This is a genomic window from Prevotella sp. TF12-30 (assembly GCF_003436715.1).
GTDB lineage: Bacteria > Bacteroidota > Bacteroidia > Bacteroidales > Bacteroidaceae > Prevotella > Prevotella copri_A.
In genome coordinates, this window is sequence record NZ_QSQJ01000047.1 from 14,202 (window position 1) to 29,727 (window position 15,526).

A 15,526-nucleotide genomic window follows, 5' to 3' on the forward strand; every position below is an offset into this window, starting at 1 on the left:
CTTATGTCAACAGACGATAAGACCATATTAAAGATAAAAGAAATAGCTAAATCTGCTATTCCTTTAGGCAGCAAGGCTATATTGTATGGATCAAGAGCGAGAGGTGATGCTCGCAACGATTCAGACTGGGACATTCTTATCCTTTTAGACAAAGACAAACTGGAACAAACAGACTATGACAAAGTAAGTTACCCGTTTGTCTTGTTAGGTTGCGACCTCGGCACAGAAATCAATCCCATTCTTTACACAAAGAAAGAATGGGAATCGTATAACTTCACCCCTTTTTACGAGAATGTAAATCGAGACGGCATTAGTTTAATATAATAATTATGGATCAAGTAAACAAAGACACATTAATCAGTCTGCAAGTAGAAAAAGCCAAGCGCTTTTTAACTCAAGCAGATGAAATGGTTGAACTAAAGCATTGGGATTTAGCAGCCAATCGCTATTATTATGCCTGCTTCCATGCCGTACAAGCTCTATTCATAGCAAAAGGTGTTAATGCCCACACTCATGCCGGCATTAACACCCAATTCAGTTTACACTTCGTAAAGACTGGTATCGTAGATATCTCTTATGGCAGTTTCCTCGCCCGTATGTTCCAATTAAGGCAAAAAGCCGATTACAACTGCGCCTACGAAATTTCCGAAAATGACATCCTGGAAATTATTGGCTTATCACACGATTTTATAAAAAACATATTAAAGTTAGTCAAATAATTACTTACAGAAGATTATGGCATTCGAAAAGGAAATCAAGGAATACGAGGATTTGAGACGCAAATATCAAACCCTTATCATCAATAAAATGGATAGAGAAGAGTACATCAAATATAATGAAGTACTCTTCTCTACCCATTCGTGCGCCATTGAAGGCAACTCATTCTCCGTAGATGATACTCGGGAACTGAAGGAGAAAGGATTAGGGATGATTCCTGCCGGAAAGACTCTCTTCGAGGCTTTCGAAATGCTTGATCACTTCGAAGCCTTCGAGTACATGATGCAAAACACGCAGCATCCGCTCGACGAGAATCTTCTGAAAGAAATCAACAGGCGGGTTACCTGCCACACGCTTGTCTACCGTTCTCCAGAAGCCATTCCGGGCGAATACACCACCACGGACATGGCTGCAGGCGATACGGTATTTGGCGACCACGAAGAACTCATCGCCAGAGTTCCCAAGCTGTTGGAATCTACCGAAAAAGCCATCGTTTCGGCTGCCGTTCATCCCATGATTCTTGCCGCCCGCTTCCATGGCTTCTACGAATATCTTCATCCATTCCGTGATGGGAATGGAAGAACAGGACGACTCATCAGCAACTACATTCTCTTAAGATTGAATCATCCTCTCCTCATCATCCCATCCAAAGCTCGCCAGGAATACATTTCTGCCCTCCGTATGATTCGTACGGAAGCAACCGACGAGCACCTCATCCGCTTCTTCTTCAAGATGGCAATACAGAGAATGGAAGAAGAGCTGAAGCAGAAAGAGGCTAATACCAAGCGATTTATGACATTCCTCTTCTAATGAAGCATAGCGTCATACGCTCAGAAGTGACAGAAGCACTAAAGCTGATTGCCCTCCGTTTCCACAATCTGTCCATCAAACAGGCGGATGGTGCGATGGGCTATCTTGGCATCATGCTCATTATGCGTTACCATGACGATGGTGGTGCCCTCGTGGTTCAGCTCGGTAAGCAGATGCATCACCTCGGCACCATTCTTGGAATCGAGGTTACCCGTAGGCTCATCGGCAAGGATGAGCTTCGGACCAAAGACCACGGCACGGGCGATGGCTACTCGCTGTTGCTGACCACCTGATAGCTGGTGAGGGAAATGCTTGGCACGATGGCTGATGGCCATTCGCTTCATAATCGCCTGCACCTTAGCCTTGCGCTCCGTCTTCGGAATGTTGAGGTAAGTAAGAGGAAGCTCGATGTTCTCCTCTACATTCAATTCATCTATCAGATTGAAGCTCTGGAACACAAAACCGATTTCTCCCTTTCTCACATCCGTACGCTCCTTTTCCTTCAGGTTTGCCACCTCGTGATTACCCAGGAAATATTTTCCAGAAGTTGGGTTGTCGAGCAAACCGAGAATGTTGAGCAAGGTGGATTTGCCGCAACCGGATGGTCCCATGATAGCAACAAACTCGCCGTCTTCTACTGTGAAAGATACATTATTTAAAGCAATCGTCTCCACATCTTCTGTGCGGAAAGACTTGCAAAGATTCTCTACTTTTATCATTTTCTTATTTTTTTACTTTTAATTTTATTCATCCTTGAGATATTTCACCGGATTACTATTCGCCACCTTGTAGCAGTTGATGACGACGGAAAGCCCGATGATGACGAGCAAGATGATGGTAACGCCGATAAACAGCAAAGGCGTCATCGTAATCTTCTCGCTAAACGACATCAGCCATTGTCGGGCTATCAGCCAAGCCCCCAAGTCGCCCACGATGATGCAAGGCAAGGCAATCTTCATAATGTCCTTCAGGAAGATGCGAAGAATATCCTTCACCTTCGCTCCGTTCACCTTCCTTATCGCAATCTCCTTGCGGCGGCGGTTCACCTCATCGCTCGTATAACCCACCAATCCGAAGAGGGCGATAATCATCGTCACGATGCCTGCTACAAGGATGCCATTGCGGAAATTGAGCTGTGAGGCATACTGGTTAGCCAATTCAGAGGCATAACTCTTCACGATGACCTTATTGTTAGGATACATCGACTGCACCTTCTGCTGCAACTCCGCCAACGATTCGTCCTGCATATCCTTATACTTTACAAGCATGTAATAAGCCGTCTTGGCTGCATAGAAATACAGTACAGGAAACTCCTTCATATCGTCGCCATCGGCCGACATGTCACCCCAGCGGATATTCTTGCACACGCCACAAACCGTCAGCTTGAGTGGATTTACACCGTCATCATGTCCCGAACAAGTAATCTGCTTGCCTACAACGCCATCCTTCCAATGCCAGATATTGATGAGTTTTTCAGCACCCCGTTCGTCAATAATCACCTGACGGCAACTGTCATTGCACTCCGTAAAGAACGAGCCCTGTACTATCGGGATGTTCATCATCTTGAAGAAATTGTCGTCCACACCTTCCATATCTATGATGTTGAAGGTATTAGTATCATCACCAGGCTTTTGTACCATGTTTCCGCTTCTGCCGTATCCATAGAGCGGAATATGATAAGTGGAACAGCACTCCTTGACATTCGGCATTCGCTTGATTTCGGCAAGACACTGGTTGCGCTGGTCGCGATTGATGCCATCTACCGAGACGATGGCAACATTATCATAATCGTAACCAGGATTGGTGCCAAGCATCAGCTGATACTGACTGTTGATGATGTAGAGCAGACTGAACAGCAGTCCAGAGATAGCAAACTGTATGCCCAGCAACGTCAGTTTCCAGCGGTTGCGATTCTCGTTATAACCACGGAAGGCACTTGCCACCGGAATCTTGTTGTATAGCCAGCCCGGAACCAGACCGCCTACCAGCAACACCAGCAGGCAGATCATCACCAATATCCAACTGCCCCTGTTCAGAATCAGCGCACTAACCGGAGCAGAAAGGAAATTCTCGATAGTTCCCTTGCAAAGGAATACGAGTATGGCAGCCAAAATCACCGCCAAGCCTACATGCACCAATGCCTCAGAGAAGATGATGGCATGAATATTCTTGGGTTCGGCTCCATAGCACTTGCGAACTGCCATCTCACGCGAGCGGCTTACCAGATTGCCCACTATGATAAGCAGATAGTTCATTACCGACGTGAAGAGCAGCACGAAGGCCACGATGCTCAATATCCAGCTCATCATCTTGATATATGGGTCATGGGTATAGACATCGCTCAACACCGTGAAATCAAAGGTAAGGTCTGTTCCCATCTTCTTCAGTTCCTTCAATGGGAAATGGTCTTGGCGCATCTTGTCGACGTAAGGCTTGAGTTCGTCGACACGATGTCCCCTTGCCAACCGAATGTAGGAAATATAGCTATCATTTCCTATCCAATTGTTTCTGCCATCGTAAGAATATACGTATGGAACACTGGACATAGACAGAATCATCTGCGTGCCATGCAAGGACGCCCCCCAAGGAAAAGCCTCGAAAACGCCATTAATGGTAAAAGTAGTACCAGGATAATCGGGAAGCGTGAAATGCTTGCCCACCACATTGCCGCCTATAGTGGCTGCCGTCTTCGAGTCGATGATGCAAGACAAGGGCTGTGATAATATCTGGCGAGCCTTGCCTACCAACATCTTCTGCGGAAAGACATCGAAGAAACAACTGTCTGCCATCAAGATATTGGCAGACACAACGTGCTGGTCGTCCAACTTGCATTGGGCGTCGTTATAGAACCAGTGGGTACTAGTGGCCATTTCCACCATCGGTGCGTATTGCTTCACACCTTGGGCGATGGCTCCTGAAGTCTGGTTGAACGTCATGGTCTTACCCTGATTGCTGCTCACTTCAAATATCTGATACGTCCTCTCCCATCCAGGGAAATACGTATCGTAAGTCTGCTCGAAATAAATCTCGGCAATAATTACCGAACTGATTGCCAGTCCGAGCGCCAGACACAAGATCTTCACGAAATTGTGCTGGCCTCTTCGGGGCAGATTCTTGAATGCGTTAATAATATGATTCATATCAATATTCTGTTTCAAGGGCGTTAGCCCAATTTATCACTAATCACTACTAATTAAAAACTAAAACTTCATTATCCTTATAAGCCTCATAGCCGCTAACGATAACCTGCTCGCCTGGCTCCAAGCCCTCAATCACCTCATAATACAGAGGATTCTGGCGACCGATGGTTATCTTTCGGCGATAAGCCTTCTTGCCACTCTTGTCTAAAACAAAAATCCATTGACCACCCGTTACACTATAAAACGTGCCTTTAGGGATAATTATTGCCTGCTTAGACTGACCGAGCTGCAAATCTACATAATAAGTCTGACCAGTTCGAATATTGCCAGGGCGAACACCTTTGAAGACGAAGTCGATGCGGAACCTGCCATCTCTTACCTCGGGATAAACCTTGCGAACCTGCAGGAGATAATGCTTGCCGTTCTGGTCGAAGGTGGCAGTAAGTCCCGGTTTTACCCGGTCGATGTAATGCTCATCCACCTGCGCCTGCACCTTGAAATCGCTGAGGTCGTTGATGACTCCTATCTTCTGTCCGGCAGAAATGCTCTGTCCCAGTTCCACATCGAGCAAGCCGATTTCACCCGATATGGTGCTGCGGATATTCAGCTTCTCCTTGCGCTGGCGAACCAGCTGCACATTCTTCTGCATGGCTTCCAGATTATCACCCATCTGATCCATCTGCGAACGGCGGAGCTGTGCATCCTTCTTCAATCGCTTGCTGATGAGTGCATGCTTCTTGACGGCAAGGTCATAATCTTCCTTAGCCTTCAGATACTCCTCGCGCGAATTGAGTTCTTCCTTGTGCAACGCCTCCTGATGCTGATAGGAGCGGCGCTTGGTAATGACATCCTGCGAAAGCGACAGTTCCTCGTTGCTATTGTTCAGGCGGTCCTGCTCCATCGAAATCTGGGTGTTGCGAAGCATGTCCTGCTTTTCGGCAAGTTCGCTTTCGGCATTCAAAATCTCCAGGTCGAGATTTGAATTGCTCAGTTTCACGATTACATCGCCCTTGTTCACGTGGGCACCTTCATCCACCACTTTCTCCAGAACAATACCACCTTCTTCGGAACTGATCTGTACCACGGAGATAGGAACCACCTGTCCATCCACCGAAACATAATCGTTGAACTGCGCCTTCTCCACGGTTCCGATGCTCAATCCCTTCCTGTCCACCTTCAGGGTGGAAGAGAAATTGCTCAATCCCAACCAAATGAGGACTGCGATCAAAACCGCTCCTCCGCCAATCCATGCCCAGTACTTGCGAGGCACGAGATATTTTTTCTTTTCTATCTTTATATCCATAATTTATCTTATTAAATTTTCTCCCTGATAATAAGCAACTAACCTTTGTTTGATGATGAGCAGCATCTGCATCTGGAGTTCCTTGATTCTGCTTTCCAGAAGCGTCTGGGCTGCGGTATGAAGGTCGAAGGTGGAAAGCATTCCTTCCTCAAACTTCCGGCTCGACATGTGATAGGCGAGCGAATCGGAGGCCACCTTCTTCTGCATCTGATGCAACTCCTTGGCGTAACCCTCTGCATCCATTACCGCCTGGGCTATCTGGTCGTGAAGCTTGCGACGGGTTTCCTCCAGGTTCACCTGTGCCAGTTGCCAGTCGTTGCGTGCCTTCTTCACGCTGTGCCAGCGGTCGCTATTATAAATAGGTATGGAAAGGGTCAACGCGAGGTATTCGCCCTGGTTGTTGTGAAACTGCGAGGCAAAACCATCGTATTGCCCTTTCTGAGAGAGATTCTTATAATAGTTAGTAGAAATGCCGCCACCGAGAGAGAGTGATGGCAGCAATCTGCCTTTTGCTATCTTGTAATCATACCTTGCCCGCTCCACTTCGTATTCTGCCGACTTCAAATCGGGAGAAATATGCAGGAAGCCCTGGTAAATGGTTTCGTAGTTTACTCCAAACCCAGGAACCTCTTTATTATCAGACGTTAACTTCAAATTCTGCTCCTCTTTAATCAGAATTTTCAGTTCTTCATCCACCGGAAAATTCATCGCTGATTTCAAGGCGAGCAGACTCTGCTTTGCCACATTCTCCTGATGCGTAAGATTGTATTCATCTTCCGCCACCTGCGATTCCATCTGTACCACATCCGGGCGCCCTTTTTCGCCCAGTTCATACAGTCGCTTCATCTTAGCCAGCATCCGCTTGCTTTCGTTCAGTTTCTCGCTTGCTATCCGAATGCTTGCCTCAGCATAGGCAGCATCCACATATTTCTGCATCACGTCGATGGCACGGTCGTCCTGAATCTTCTGCATCGCCGTGGCAGAATAATCCCGGCTCAACTTGGCCTGCTTCAAGGCGTTGATGGTGGCGAAACCATCGAAGACATTCAGTTCGGCATAAAGCTGATAGTAGTTGTTGAATGTCGTTACATTATTATAAGTATTGGTTTCCGGGTCGATGTTTCGTCCCCAGGCGTACTGTCCCTGCACGCCACCCGTAACGGTAGGCAGGAATCCTGCCACAGCATGCTGGTAATCCTGCTTGCGCTGGCGGGCATTTACCACCTCTCGCTTCACCTCCGTGGCGTGCTCCACGGCGTATTTCATACAGTCGTCAAGGCTCCAGCTCTGTGCCGAGGCACCAGCCGCCCAGACCAACCATCCTATCAATATTCCTATTCTTTTCATAATCTTCTTCATTTTGGCATGATAAGGACAAGAGCCGTGCCAAAACAGCATTTCTCCTGATAATCAAGCCATTAAATAAAAATCCTCATTAAACAAACTGTCCAACAATTAGACACCACCGTCTAATTGTTGGACAGAAAACCGCAGCTTAAAGCTGATCATTCATCGCATCCACCACTTGTCCATCAAACAGATTGATAATGCGACTGGCGTAGGTAGCATCGTGCTTGGAGTGCGTAACCATCACGATGGTGGTTCCCTCCTCGTTCAGTTCGCTGAGCAACTGCATTACCTCCATACCATTCTTGGAATCAAGGTTACCCGTTGGCTCATCGGCAAGGATGATGCTAGGCTTGCCCACCACGGCACGGGCGATGGCAACCCTCTGCTGCTGACCGCCCGAAAGCTGATGAGGATAATGCTTGGCACGATGGCTCAGCTTCACCTTTCTCAGAATTTCGAGCACACGCTCCTTGCGCTCCGCCTTTCCCACTCCGAGGTATTTCAGCTGTAAATCCACATTTTCCTCAACGGTAAGTTCGTCGATAAGATTGAAGTTCTGGAACACGAAGCCGATGCGTCCCTTGCGATAGGTGGTACGCTCACGCTCCTTCAGATGACCCACTTCCTCGTTATTCAACCAATACTTGCCCTCCGTAGGACTATCCAGCAAGCCCAGGATGTTCAGCAAGGTTGACTTACCGCATCCCGAAGGACCCATGATGGCGATAAACTCGCCATCTTCTACCTCTATGTTTACGCCGTTCAGGGCGATGGTTTCCACCTCTTCCGTGCGGAATATTCTAGTTAAATTTTCTGTTCGTATCATCGTTAGAAATCTTTTTTATCGTTAGAAATCTTTATCTCGTTAGAAATTCTTTTTAAAGTTTATGACTCATTATTCAGCCTTGATGCAGTCTATCGGATTCGACATCGCCGTACGCAGGGTGCAGCCGATAACCGAAACAAAGGCTATCAATAAGGTAAAGACGGCGCCAGCCAGCAACACCCACCAAGGGAAGGAGATGCGATGGACGAAATCCATGAGATAAGTCTGCATCAGCTTCACGCAGATAGGGATGGCGATGACCACAGCCACCAGCGAACTGACGAGGAATCTCTTAGCCAGCTGCCAAGCCGCATCCCCAATCGAAGCGCCCATCACCTTGCGCAGGGCAATCTGATGCTTCTGCTGGTTGCCGTAATAAACCGACATTCCGAAGAGACCCAGGGCAGAAATCAGGATAGAGATGCTCATGAATGTGATGATGAGCACCATCATATTGTGCTTGTCCTTGAGATTATTCTTCAAAGTATCATCCATATACTCCACCTGCATTTCCGCAGGAACTCCCATCAGTTCCTTAGCCACCTGCTTGCAGGTACTCCGGATAGCCTGCAGCGCCTGGGCATGATCGCTACGGGTTTTCACCAGAACTGTCCATCCACGCTGCTGCGGGGTAATGACTCCAATGGCATTATGCTCCGTTTTTTCATTCTCGCTCAGCGCATCTCCACTATGGTAATCGGCAATCACGCCACACACCTCGTATTCATGCTTTCCATCCTTCATTCTCATTCCGAACCAAGGCTTGTGGACAGAAACGCCATAGGCACGCTTCGCATCTTCCGTTACCCAAATCTTTCCATAGGCTGGCTCGCAATACTGCTCAATCACCCTGACTCCCAGCATCTTCATCGCCGTGGAATCTACCATGAACATACGGAGCATTCCTATCAGTTTTTCATTGTCATCATGCACGCCATTTCCCCAGCTTCTGATAGGATTGGCGTTGCCGTAAGTTGCCTCTTCCACCTCAGGAAGCGCTTTCAGACGGTTTTTGAGAATAGACATCTTCTCCGGCGAACCATCCAAGGAAGAAATGATGGAAACAATATCCTTCGTCTGATAACCCAACGGCAAATCGGCAAGATGCTTCATCTGGAGCATCATCGTTATCGCCATGACTACCAGCGTGATACTGATGACGTTCTGGGCTACGATAAATATCTTGCTGAACCACATCTTGCTGCGCATGCGGATGGTTCCCTTCACCACATCTATCGGATTGAAACGGGAAACCACGATGGCAGGAAGGATTCCCGCAAAGATGGAGATGATGACGTAAGCCAACGGCAGGAACCACAGAAGGTCGAAGGAATGGAACAGGTCGATTTTCGTATCCAACATCGAATTGAACAGCGGGATGAATGCCCAGGAAATCAACAAGCCCAGCAGGAAGCAGACTGCCGTGAAGAGCGCCGACTCCTTGAGATAGCGAAGCATCACGCCCCCTACCGATTCGCCCAGCAGTCTTCGGGTAGCCATCTCCTTCGCACGGTTGCCAATCTGAGCCACCGTAAGATTGATGTAGTTGAACAAGGCAGAAAGCAGCAGAACCAGCGCCACGACCAGGAGGATATTCACGAGAGAACGATTTCCATGCTTGAAAATCTCGACATCATCATCCGCAAAATGAATCTGGTCCCATCTCACAAACTGGCAGCCCCACATGAAGTCGGCTCCACCTGATTCCTTTTTCCACTCCTTCCAGTAGTTTATGTATTTGCCGAGCAAGGTCTGTCTCACCTTTTCGGGGTCGGCTTCCTTTGCCAGTCGCGCCACCGTAGTGCAGGAGCCAAACTGATTCATCGGCTGAGCCTCAGCTTCTATCAGTTTCATCGACACGAAAATATCGTATGGGTTAAGAAGGTCCTCACGGTCGAAATCCTCCATGATTCCCACCACCTTGAGTTGCAGCTTACCGCATTGGATGGTACGGCCGATAGGATTGGTGTTGCCGAAGGCTTTCTTGGCAAAAGATTCCGAAACCATTGCCTGATGAGCATCCGAAAGGAGATGATCTGGCGCACAACCACGGCATTTGTAACCCATAAACTGGGAAAAGTTCGGGTCGATAGCCAGATATTTTGCCTCATAATACTGTCCATCTATCATGGCTCCCTGCGGAGCATAATATTCACCAAATCTTGTCCATCCCTTGATTTCCGGGATGGAAGGAAAGAACTCCTTGGCTATGCCCCAGGTCATTCCGAGATAATCGCCGGAACCTGCAACATAGAGCTCCTTCGCCAGTTTCTGATTCGTTCCCACACGATACTCTGCAGTAGCGTAGGAAACGAGAATCAGCACAAAAGCCAGTGCCACCGAGAGACCCAAGGCCTCTATGGTGGCATAAAGCTTGTTGCGTGATAAGAATTTCACATAACTTTTCATCATATACTCATTTATTTTTTGTTTCACTAAAATCAAACGATAAAAGAAGAATACCAGTTCCCTGTTTTCGTTAGCTGCTGCAAAGTTACGGCTTCTCCCGTTTTCTGCCAAGGATTCCGGCAGCCCGAAAGGCGGATTGTATGAAATTCATACACTCTATTGTATGATTATCACACAACAATCCCGTTTTTATTTGTCGTTTCGGGAAAAAAGCGTACTTTTGCAAACAAAAAAAGAAAATATGAAATATGGAACCCTTCTTGTCATCGACGATAATCCGTCGATACTCACGGCGCTGAAGATCTGTCTGGGCAATACGTTCGAACGGATTCTCACCCTGTCTCGCCCCGATACCGCCCCCACGTTGCTGCAACAGGAGCAGGTAGATCTCATCCTACTCGACATGAACTTCTCGCTCGGCGTAAACAGCGGTCAGGACGGCTTGCTCTGGCTCCGCACCTTCCGCCGGCTCCACGCCCACATCCCCGTGGTACTCATCACCGCCTTTGCCGACGTGCAGCTTGCCATCAAGGGATTGAAAAGCGGAGCCGCCGATTTCGTCACCAAGCCCTGGGATAATGACGAACTGATAAGGGTGCTCAAGGATGCCATCGACAACAATACGGAAGTGGCAACCTTGGAAAATTTCGAGAACGATTACATCCGGAAGGTCGTGGATAAATGCCACGGCAATATCTCGCGTGCAGCCGAAATGCTCGGAATTACCCGACAAACCCTCTACGCAAAACTGAAGAGATAAACATACTATTTTTATGGTTATTATCAAGATTATATATTTAATAGGTGGAATCTGCCTCATCCTGGGCGGCCTCATCTATCTGTTTTTTCGCCATCAGCGAAGGCTGAAGGCGCGTGCCTTCCTGATGCGTGAGGCTGTAAGAAATGGCGATTACGCCTTCCGCCTCCCCACTTCGGGCTTGCTGCCAGGCGAAAGAGCCTTGCAGCAGGCACTCAACGACATGCAGGGCGATATTGCACGCCTCGTAGCCAGACACGAAGTGGAATCATGGCAAAAGCTGACCCGTGTACTCACCCACGAAATCATGAACGCTACGGCTCCCATCTCCAGCATCTGCCAGGCTTATCTCAGCAACCCGCAGATCAAGGGAAGCGAATACGAGGAAGGCATTCAGGCGATTCACGACACCAGCAAGTCGCTCACCAACTTTGTAGATAGTTACCGCAAGCTCACTCAGCTTCAGGCTCCCGTCGTAGAACCCCTCACGCTTGCCTCTTTCCTGGAAAGCATCCGGGCGCTCTATCCCGACCTCAATTGGCACATTTTCCTCCCCCAGAATGTCACGCTGGAGGCCGACCGCAACATGCTGCGCCAGGTATTCATCAATCTTACCAAGAATGCCATCGAAGCCCACGCCACCGACATCGACGTCCGCATGAGCCAAAACGAGCGTCCCGTCCTGCTGTTCAGCAACAATGGTGCCCCCATCCCTGCCGATGTGGCACGGGAAATCTTCATCCCATTCTTCACCACCAAATCATCCGGCACAGGTATCGGCCTATCCCTCTCCCGCCAGATGCTGATGATGCAGAACATCGAACTGGGACTTGCCGATACTTCCATCTCCGGCTACCATGTAACATTCTACCTGGAAAAACAAAAAGATTGACATCAATTTCGCAGTTTCCCGGTTTCATCTACATTAAAATTATCATAATTTTAAGTTGTCAAGAAAAGAAAATGACAGAAAAGCTTGGTGCTTTCGAAAAAAAACATTACCTTTGTCACCATAAAATAAACAACGTAACGACATTAAATACATGATGACAATTGAAGAATACAGAGCAGAGGTCTTGCAGGCATTGCTCGAAGCAAAGAATGAGGATGGTACTCCAGCAATTACACCGAAGGAAGCACAGGAGGCTCTCAATGGTTTTACCGACGACGAATTGCAGGACGGCATCTTATGGAACTCTCCACAGGACGTGGCCGATATTATCCTTGAAGGATAAAGAAAACATCGTTTTTCTTTGCTCATTCCAATTATTATTTGTAATTTTGCAGGCGCTTAAGTAAAAGGGGTACTTGCAAGCCCCCTCACTTACCAGGCATTTGAATAAAGAAAAAGATTTTTTACCGGTAAAAAAAGATATAAAGATAATGAAGATAGAAAACGAAATCATCAGCTCTGTCATCGCGGCGGTGAAGGAGCTTTATGGTCAGGACGTACCTGAAAAGATGGTAGCCCTGCAGAAGACCAAGAGTAATTTCGAAGGTAACCTTACCCTCGTCGTATTCCCATTCCTCAAAATGTCGAAGAAGACTCCAGAGAGAACTGCACTCGAGATTGGTGACTACCTGAAGGAGAACTGCGCTAACGTTATCGCAGACTTCAACGTGGTTAAGGGTTTCCTCAACCTTTCTATCGCTCCTGCCGCTTGGGTAGGACTCCTGAACACCATCAACGCTGACCCTAAGTTCGGCGAGAAGCCTGTTACTGAGAATAGCCCGCTCGTCATGATCGAGTACTCTTCTCCTAACACCAACAAGCCTCTTCACCTCGGTCACGTGCGCAACAACCTGCTCGGTTGGTCATTGGCTCAGATTATGGAAGCCAACGGCAACAAGGTAATCAAGACAAACATCGTTAACGACCGTGGTATCCACATCTGTAAGTCTATGCTCGCTTGGCTCAAGTGGGGCAATGGCGAAACTCCTGAGACTTCCGGCAAGAAGGGCGACCACCTCATCGGCGACTACTATGTAGCCTTCGACAAGCACTATCGTGAGGAAATCGCAGAGCTTAAGGCTCAGTATGAGAAGGAGGGTATGGACGAAGAAGCTGCCACAGAGAAAGCTAAGGCAGAGGCTCCATTGATCAAGGAGGCTCACGAGATGCTCGTGAAGTGGGAAAACAACGACCCTGAGGTTCGCGCTCTCTGGCAGAAGATGAACAGCTGGGTTTACGCTGGCTTCGACGAGACTTACAAGATGATGGGTGTAAGTTTCGACAAGATATATTATGAGTCAAATACTTACCTCGAGGGTAAGAAGAAGGTAGAGGAAGGATTGGAGAAGGGTCTCTTCTTCCGCAAGGACGATAACTCTGTATGGGCAGACCTCACCAACGAGGGCCTCGACCAGAAGCTCCTGCTCCGTTCTGACGGCACTTCTGTTTACATGACTCAGGACATCGGTACTGCCGACCTCCGTTTCAAGGACTTCCCTATCGACAAGATGATCTACGTAGTAGGTAACGAGCAGAACTACCACTTCCAGGTGCTCTCTATCCTGCTCGACCGCCTCGGCTTCAAGTGGGGTAAGGACTTGGTTCACTTCTCTTACGGAATGGTAGAGCTGCCTAACGGTAAGATGAAGAGCCGCGAGGGAACCGTAGTAGATGCAGATGACCTGATGGCAGAGATGATCAAGGATGCCCGACAGACAAGCGATGAGCTTGGCAAGTTCAAGGACATGAGCGAGGAAGAGCGCCAGGAGATTTCACGTATCGTGGGTCTCGGAGCGTTAAAGTACTTCATCCTCAAGGTAGATGCCCGCAAGAACATGCTCTTCAACCCAGAGGAGAGTATCGACTTCAACGGCAACACAGGTCCTTTCATCCAGTACACCTACGCTCGTATCCGCAGCATCATGCGTAAGGCAGCAGCCGAGGGCATCGAGATTCCTGCAGAGTTGGGCGCTGATGCTCCTATCAACGAGAAGGAGATTGACCTCATCCAGAAGATGAACGACTTCGCTGCAGCTGTAGCCGATGCCGGCAACAACTACAACCCTGGTGGCATTGCCAACTACTGCTACGAGTTGACCAAGGAGTTCAACCAGTTCTACCACGACTACAGCATTCTGAATGCTGAGAGCGAGGCAGAGAAGATTACCCGTCTGGTTCTCGCAGCCAATGTTGCCAAGATTCTGAAGAATGGCATGGCTCTGCTCGGCATCGAAGTTCCTGAAAGAATGTAAAATTTTAGGTAATTAGAAGTTATCAGGAGTATCGCACTCCTGAAAAACTTCTCAAGATATAATTAACCTACAATTTAAAAAATGAATATTGACTATTGACAAATAATGAGCATCCCCAGAGCCAGACTTTGGGGCTTGCTCATTTCTTTTTTATATAGGTCAGTAATACCAATACAGAACTCTCGTATGCGGCTCTGTAAAATACAAATCATCTATCAAATAAAAGAAACGCAAATGAGTAACATGCCCGTAAATCCTCCTTCATGGAGAAACGATACAGTCTTGCCTTTGCCCAATGAGGTGAAGGCGAACGCCTGGGCTGTGGATGCAGCCTGCTCCGGAAATCCCGGTCCAATGGAATACCAATGCATTGATCTTCAGACTGGTGCACAGGTTTTCCACTATGGTCCTATCCACGGCACCAACAACATCGGCGAGTTCCTCGCCATCGTCCACGCCCTCGCTCTGATGGCCCAGAAAGGCATTACCGACAAGGTAATCTACAGCGACAGCGTGAATGCCCAACTCTGGGTAAACAAGAAGCAATGCAAGACCAAACTGGAGCGTACTCCTCAAACCGAACAACTCTATCAGATTATCGCCCGTGCCGAAAATTGGCTCCGCACCCACCCCATCACCGTACCTATCTTTAAATGGGAAACGAAGAAATGGGGCGAGATTCCTGCCGATTTCGGAAGAAAAGGATAAGACTTTTTACGTAAAACCGATGTAACTGCGATAGTACTTACAAGCAACAGCTACTATACTTACAAGGCGCAAGCAGGCACCGGTCATCAATGAAGCCCCCAAAAAGACTGGGGCTGTTTATTTCTAACAGTACGGTTGAAACGGGCTGAAAGCCCAAAAGCTCTTAGCCCAGGGCATCGCCCTGGGTATAATAGCAATCAATAAGACGCCCTGTAAGGGCAAAAGCTTTGTTTACTGCATGGTTCTTTGAAAGCTTTTGCCCTTACTATTATATTTGCACTTGGAAAAATAAAGAGGTGAAA

General features: G+C 47.9%; 14 protein-coding genes. 8 read left to right on the top strand and 6 right to left on the bottom strand.

The features are described 5' to 3' along the window. Window positions 1-3: 3 nt before the first annotated feature. The 3 genes from DXD25_RS13985 to DXD25_RS13995 are packed head-to-tail and all read left to right on the top strand — an operon-like array spanning window position 4 to window position 1,527. Window positions 4-324: a nucleotidyltransferase domain-containing protein gene (locus tag DXD25_RS13985; protein ID WP_117664036.1), complete on the top strand. Its 321-nt coding sequence runs from the start codon at window positions 4-6 to the stop codon at window positions 322-324. Between the two features lie 5 nt (window positions 325-329). After that, window positions 330-719 (top strand): HEPN domain-containing protein, encoded by a 390-nt coding sequence (locus tag DXD25_RS13990; RefSeq protein WP_117664037.1) that lies wholly within the window; start codon window positions 330-332, stop codon window positions 717-719. Between the two features lie 16 nt (window positions 720-735). Further along, complete coding sequence (locus DXD25_RS13995) at window positions 736-1,527, top strand: Fic family protein (RefSeq protein WP_117664038.1); 792 nt, start codon at window positions 736-738, stop codon at window positions 1,525-1,527. A gap of 38 nt (window positions 1,528-1,565) precedes the next feature. Here the strand turns inward: DXD25_RS13995 and DXD25_RS14000 are convergent, their stop codons facing one another. From DXD25_RS14000 to DXD25_RS14025, 6 genes are all read right to left on the bottom strand, one after another. Continuing rightward, complete coding sequence (locus DXD25_RS14000; RefSeq protein ID WP_117664039.1) at window positions 1,566-2,246, bottom strand: ABC transporter ATP-binding protein; 681 nt, start codon at window positions 2,244-2,246, stop codon at window positions 1,566-1,568. A 24-nt stretch (window positions 2,247-2,270) separates the two neighbouring features. Further along, complete coding sequence (locus tag DXD25_RS14005; protein ID WP_117664040.1) at window positions 2,271-4,667, bottom strand: ABC transporter permease; 2,397 nt, start codon at window positions 4,665-4,667, stop codon at window positions 2,271-2,273. Window positions 4,668-4,716: 49 nt separating this feature from the next. Further along, on the bottom strand, window positions 4,717-5,970 hold the full coding sequence (locus tag DXD25_RS14010) for an efflux RND transporter periplasmic adaptor subunit (RefSeq protein WP_117664041.1): 1,254 nt from the start codon (window positions 5,968-5,970) through the stop codon (window positions 4,717-4,719). Between the two features lie 3 nt (window positions 5,971-5,973). Beyond that, the gene (locus DXD25_RS14015; protein WP_117664050.1) at window positions 5,974-7,317 is read right to left on the bottom strand and encodes a TolC family protein; all 1,344 of its coding nucleotides are present in this window, start codon (window positions 7,315-7,317) and stop codon (window positions 5,974-5,976) included. A gap of 148 nt (window positions 7,318-7,465) precedes the next feature. Further along, window positions 7,466-8,146, bottom strand: a complete 681-nt coding sequence (locus DXD25_RS14020; protein WP_117664042.1) for an ABC transporter ATP-binding protein — start codon at window positions 8,144-8,146, stop codon at window positions 7,466-7,468. 69 nt (window positions 8,147-8,215) lie between these two features. Further along, window positions 8,216-10,558 carry an ABC transporter permease gene (locus tag DXD25_RS14025; RefSeq protein WP_117664043.1) on the bottom strand — a complete coding sequence of 781 codons (2,343 nt, stop codon included), beginning with the start codon at window positions 10,556-10,558 and terminating at the stop codon, window positions 8,216-8,218. A gap of 238 nt (window positions 10,559-10,796) precedes the next feature. On the opposite strand from DXD25_RS14025, the gene DXD25_RS14030 reads away from it, so the two are divergent. The 5 genes from DXD25_RS14030 to DXD25_RS14050 all read left to right on the top strand — a co-directional run bounded on the left by DXD25_RS14030 (window position 10,797) and on the right by DXD25_RS14050 (window position 15,224). Continuing rightward, complete coding sequence (locus DXD25_RS14030; protein WP_117664044.1) at window positions 10,797-11,315, top strand: DNA-binding response regulator; 519 nt, start codon at window positions 10,797-10,799, stop codon at window positions 11,313-11,315. Between the two features lie 13 nt (window positions 11,316-11,328). After that, on the top strand, window positions 11,329-12,204 hold the full coding sequence (locus tag DXD25_RS14035; RefSeq protein ID WP_117664045.1) for a PAS domain-containing sensor histidine kinase: 876 nt from the start codon (window positions 11,329-11,331) through the stop codon (window positions 12,202-12,204). 151 nt (window positions 12,205-12,355) lie between these two features. After that, the gene (locus DXD25_RS14040; RefSeq protein ID WP_117664046.1) at window positions 12,356-12,547 is read left to right on the top strand and encodes a hypothetical protein; all 192 of its coding nucleotides are present in this window, start codon (window positions 12,356-12,358) and stop codon (window positions 12,545-12,547) included. Between the two features lie 148 nt (window positions 12,548-12,695). Further along, window positions 12,696-14,516, top strand: a complete 1,821-nt coding sequence (argS, locus tag DXD25_RS14045) for an arginine--tRNA ligase (RefSeq protein ID WP_117664047.1) — start codon at window positions 12,696-12,698, stop codon at window positions 14,514-14,516. Window positions 14,517-14,750: 234 nt separating this feature from the next. Next, window positions 14,751-15,224 (top strand): RNase H family protein, encoded by a 474-nt coding sequence (locus DXD25_RS14050; protein WP_117664048.1) that lies wholly within the window; start codon window positions 14,751-14,753, stop codon window positions 15,222-15,224. The last annotated feature ends 302 nt before the right edge of the window (window positions 15,225-15,526 follow it).